5 protein-coding genes are annotated in these 5,397 nt (G+C 25.1%); 3 read left to right on the plus strand and 2 right to left on the minus strand.

Features of this window, described 5'->3' with window-relative positions; translation table 11 throughout:
* Positions 1–319 precede the first annotated feature (319 nt).
* A complete protein-coding gene (gene codA, locus Q0V09_RS07185; protein WP_297407253.1) occupies positions 320–1,582 on the minus strand; it encodes a cytosine deaminase in 1,263 nt (420 codons plus the stop codon).
* 175 nt (positions 1,583–1,757) lie between these two features.
* On the opposite strand from codA, the gene Q0V09_RS07190 reads away from it, so the two are divergent.
* Together Q0V09_RS07190 and Q0V09_RS07195 are read left to right on the plus strand one after the other, a co-directional pair.
* Positions 1,758–2,513 carry a creatininase gene (locus Q0V09_RS07190; RefSeq protein WP_297407255.1) on the plus strand — a complete coding sequence of 252 codons (756 nt, stop codon included), beginning with the start codon at positions 1,758–1,760 and terminating at the stop codon, positions 2,511–2,513.
* Positions 2,514–2,523: 10 nt separating this feature from the next.
* The gene (locus tag Q0V09_RS07195; protein WP_297407257.1) at positions 2,524–3,456 is read left to right on the plus strand and encodes a DMT family transporter; all 933 of its coding nucleotides are present in this window, start codon (positions 2,524–2,526) and stop codon (positions 3,454–3,456) included.
* Between the two features lie 57 nt (positions 3,457–3,513).
* Here Q0V09_RS07195 and Q0V09_RS07200 read toward each other — a convergent pair whose 3' ends face one another.
* Entirely contained in the window at positions 3,514–4,683 is a 1,170-nt protein-coding gene (locus Q0V09_RS07200; protein ID WP_297487969.1) for a PucR family transcriptional regulator, read from the minus strand.
* A 147-nt stretch (positions 4,684–4,830) separates the two neighbouring features.
* Here Q0V09_RS07200 and Q0V09_RS07205 point away from each other — a divergent pair, with 147 nt between their 5' ends.
* Positions 4,831–5,268 (plus strand): hypothetical protein, encoded by a 438-nt coding sequence (locus tag Q0V09_RS07205; RefSeq protein ID WP_297487972.1) that lies wholly within the window; start codon positions 4,831–4,833, stop codon positions 5,266–5,268.
* Positions 5,269–5,397: the final 129 nt, after the last annotated feature.

Below are 5,397 nucleotides of genomic sequence, written 5' to 3' on the forward strand. Positions count from 1 at the left end.
CGAGATACGAATTCGTGACTGGAGTTCAGACGTGTGCTCTTCCGATCTGCAGTATAAATTTACTTCAAGGAATAAAAGAACCTAAAATACCTATGTATGCAACAATTTGTAGGCAGTTTATATTTCCCTTAACACTTTATCCTTTAGTTACTTTTGTACTTAAATTACCCTTGAAATATATTTGGATTAGTGTTTTTATAAATTGTTGGAGTGTGGCAATTGTATTATTATTTTTAGCATTAAAAGAGATTAAAAAATTAAGAGTTTAAAAAAAGAACCATAAAGTACACAAAGATATGTATTTTATGGTTCTTTAAATTTATTTTAAAAAGTCACAATCTGTTAATATAACTTGAGGTTCCTTTTCTATAAGTATTTTTCCATTTCTAATTGATTTTTTAATGCCAACTCTTTCTAAAATAGCATCAAATTCATTTTTAGCATCAAGAACAATAAAATTAGCTTCTTTTCCTACTTCAATACCATATCTATCTTCAATATGAAGAGTTTTAGCTCCATTAATAGTAACTAAATCTAAAGCGTTATTAATCTCTTCAAATGTCATCATTTGTGCAATATGAATACCAAAATCCAGTATAGTCATTAGATTTCCATTTCCTAAAGGATACCAAGGATCACACATTGAATCCTGTGCAAAACAAACATTTATTCCGGCATCATTTAATTCTTTAACTCTTGTTAAACCACGTCTTTTAGGATAAGTATCATATCTTCCTTGAAGATGAATATTTTCAGTAGGACACGAAATTATATTTATATTTGATAATTTTAGTAATTTGAATAATTTAAAAGCATAGGCATTATTATATGATCCCATTGCACAAGCATGACTAGCGGTTGTTTTATGTCCAATACCATTCATATAAGCTTCCCCAGCTAAAAGTTCTAAATATCTTGAATTTGGATCATCTGTTTCATCGCAATGAACATCTATTAATTTGTCATATTTTAAAGCTAATTCAACAGTTTTCTTTATAGATTTTTCTCCCATTTCCCAAGTGTATTCAAAGTGAGGAATAGCACCAACAACATCTGCACCCATTTGTAAAGCTTTTTCAACTAATTTATCTCCATCTTTATATGAATACATTCCTTCTTGAGGAAAAGCTATTATTTGTATTTCTATAATATCTTTTAATTCTTCTCTTAGTTCTAACATGGCTTTTAAAGATGTCAAATTAGGATCAGTTACATCTATATGAGTTCTCATATACTGTGTACCGTGTAGCAATTGTTTTTTTATTGCTATTTTAGCTCTTTCTTTTACCTCTTCAATAGTCATATTACCTTTTGTTTCAGACCATCTTTGAATTCCTTCAAATAAAGTTCCTGTACCATTAGTTGCTCCAGGTTTTTTTCCAGTATAAACATAATCTAAGTGGATATGTGGATCAACATAAGGTGGAATAGTAAGATATCCATTTAAGTTCACTTTTTCAATATCATTGTACTTTTTTGATAAGTCAGAACCAATCTCCTTAAATATACCATTTTCAATATAAAGATCTTTTAGTTCTTCGCTACCTTTTAATCTAGCATTTGTAAATAGAACTTTCTTCATTCTAAGTATCATCTCCTATTTTGTTAATTTAATAGCATTATATCACTGAAAAACCATATTTTCATTGTACGATTAGTACAAATGTTTTGTAAAAAATTGTTAAAAAAATATATTGTTGTAATTTAGATTTACTTATATAATTGATCTATAGAAATTTTAAGGAGGTACACAGAAAATGTTTGAACATGTTAAAATGACTAATATGATTTGGCAAGAATTTGCTAAAAAGAAAGATGATGTAATTATACTACCTATAGGAGCAACAGAACAACATGGTCCTCATCTACCACTTTGTGTTGATACTGTAATTGCAGAGCAATTTGCATATAGAATTGCAGATAAAATAAATGGAGTAGTTGCACCAACATTATCATATGGATATAAATCAAAACCTTTAAGTGGTGGAGGGCCATTATTTCCAGGAACTATAGATTTAAATGGAGCAACACTTCAAAATTTAGTTATGGATTTAATTGATGAGTTTGTTAAAGATGGATTTAAAAAGATTTACATTTTTAGTGCACACTTTGAAAACGAAGCTTTTATTGTTGAAGCAATGGATTTAGCATCAGCAAAACATGGAGAAGATATTCAAATATTATTAACTAACTGGTGGGATCCTATGAGTCCTGATACAATAGATAAAATATTTGATGAAGTTCCATTCCCAGGATGGGCACTTGAGCATGCAGCAGTAACAGAAACATCACTTATGATGTATTTTAAACCTGAATTAGTTAGAGAAGAAGCTATTCTTGAAATGACAAATGCAGAACCAGGAACATATTTTAGATACCCAATTGAAAAAGGAATAGTTCCAGATACTGGAGTTTTAGCATCAGCTAAGTCATCATCTCCAGAAAAAGGGAAAATTATTGTAGACGATGCTATTAATAATATTTTAAAAATAATTGATAAAGCCTTTAAGTAAGGTGGTATAAGTGAATATAAAAAATAATGGTGTTCTATTAACAATGTTGTCATCAATAACATTTGGTTTTGCTTTTACTTTAGGACCTATGACTTATTCATTAGGAAGTAATCCAGTTACTTTAACTTTTTTAAGAAATTTTTTAAGTTTACCTTTTCTGTTGGTAATATTATTTTTTTTTAAAATAAATTTAAAAGTTACTAAAAAACAACTTATGCATTTGGTTATTTTAGGTTTTATAGGAAATTCGATAACGACTTTATTATTAAATATTGCTTTTTCTGTAGTTGATGTAGGAATAGTTACACCAATACATTTTACATATCCAATTTTTGTAACAGTGGGGTGTGTATTGTTTTTTAAAGAAAAATTTAACAAACAAAAGATTATTGCTTTGATTATTTCAATGTTAGGGATTGCTTGTTTTTTCTATTCTGCACTTGCAAAAGATCAAGTAAGTAGTGAAAAAACAATATTAGGATTATTTTTAGCTATTTTAAGTGGAGTTTTTTATGCATTCTATATTATCTATATGGATAAAAGTGGTTTGAAAAATGAAGATCCTTTTAAAATAACATTTTATGTGGCTTTAGCTTCTTCAATAGGTATGTTCTTGTATGGGAATTTTACCAATAAATTGACATTAAGTACACTTACAAATAAAGCTTGGATGATATCATTTATTTTTGCTTTCTTATGTACAGTTGTAGCGTTGTCATTATTACAACTTGGAATTAAAAGTGTTGGTCCTAGTACAGCAGCAGTAATAAGTACTTTTGAACCAATCACAAGTGTAATATTTGGTGCACTTCTTTTAGGAGAACATATAACTTTTATAAAGATAATAGCTTGTATTTTTATTTTTATTGGAGTTTTAATATTATCTCTTAGTAAAAACAAAGAAAAGAAATCCATTTCTTCCCTGTCTAAAAATACAATTTAAATTAAATCATCTCTATTTAAAGGTTATAGACTTAAATGTTTATAACCTTTTTATATTTTAATGAAAATAGTTAAATTCATAAAAAAGAATACTATTGTATAATTCTAAGTTTTCTAAAGCATTATTTAAATCTTTTTTTAATAGAGTTTTAATAATATTCAATCGATATATTAAAGTATTTCTGTGTATATAAAGTTCATTAGATGTATTTACTAAATGTCTATTATTATTAAAATAAACTTTTAAAGTTTCAAAAAGATTAGTATTATTTTTTAAATCATATTCTAATAAGACATTGATATTTTCAAAACAATGTTTTTTTATATTTTCATTATTAATCATTTCAATAAATATTTTATAAATTCCTATATTTTCATAATAAATAATTTGATTGCTATTTTTATTATTTTTTCCAATATTTAACGCTTCCTCTGTTTCATCAAAAATATGTTTAAGAAATACATTGTTTTTATTGATTTTGCTAAAAGCTAAATACAAATTTTTATATTTTAAAATAAATTTTTTCAAAATATTTTCAATAATAGTTCTGATTTTATTAGCTTTTTCAATATTATCTATAAAAATTAAAAATACAATTCTATTAGAGTAGGTAAAATAAATAATTTCATCTTTTTTTATAAAATTTTTTAAGAAAAGTTGTTTTAAAATAATATCAAAATAATGATTGTAAAAATTTTCAATGTTTTCATTGTCTTTATCTTCAAAAATTCCTAAAAAATTATAGTTACAAATATTAATATTATAAAATTTATTTAAATTTTTATAGTAATTTTTATCTGAATTAAGAAGTTCTCTAAAAATTTTTTGTGCTTCTAAATTTTTTGTACTATATTTTTGTATAGCTAAAATAATTTCTTGAGTTAAATTTAAAAGTTTTATATTCCACGGAAGCAAGAATAAAGGAAATTTATGTTTATTTGATAGTTCAATTAGATCATTAGTAATAATTTCCTCTGTAAAATTTGTAAGAATAACTATTCCAGATAAATTTTTATTTATAGCTTCCTTCAATAGATCATATAAGTTGCTATTTTCATTATCATATAAAATAAAAAGTAGTTCTTTTCCATTTACCCACTTTCTTATAGAATCAGTTGTTTTAATATAAGGCCAAGAAATTTCTTTATAAGCTCCTTCTTCACCTGATATTAGTTTAGCTTGTTTAAAAGATTCAATATTAAATAAATCCATACATCGAAAAAACAATTGCATCACCTCCACTTAAAAATTTGAGCATATAATAGATATTTTAACAAAATATTTATATAAAAAAAAGAAATTTTAAAAGAAATTTATTATTATTTAGAATAAATAGAAAAAGATATTATAAAAATTAAAGAAGGAGAGAATGCTATGAGAAATAATGTCATTTTATTATTTTTATTATTTACAGTTTCTATATTTTCAGAGATAAAAACAGAATTGTTTTCTTATCAAATATTAACTAATGAAAATGGAGAAATCGAACGGGTAAGTGCTGAAGAAGGTTCACCAGGAGATGTATTAGAATATGTTTTTAATATACAAAATGATAGCAAGGAGGTTATATATAATTTAAATCCAATTATACCTATTCCTGAAGGAACAACAATTATAAAAGAAAGTTTAGTGCCCAAAAATAAATTTAAAGCATCACTAAATGGAAGAGACTTTTTAGAATTCCCAATAATTCAAGATGGATTAGAAATTCCAATAAGTAATTATAGAGCAGTTATGTGGGATATTCCTCAATTAAGTAATGAAAAAGAAATTGAATTAAAATTACAAGTTAAGATAAATTCTAGAAATTAATATGGAGGTGATTATTGATGGAAAATAATTTAAAAATAATTCTAAATAAAGTGAAATACCTATTTACAATATTGTTGGGAGTAATTTTATTAAATGAGATAGCTTTTGCAGTTGTACCACCAGCGAATA

The organism is uncultured Cetobacterium sp., from assembly GCF_947039425.1.
Taxonomy (GTDB): domain Bacteria; phylum Fusobacteriota; class Fusobacteriia; order Fusobacteriales; family Fusobacteriaceae; genus Cetobacterium_A.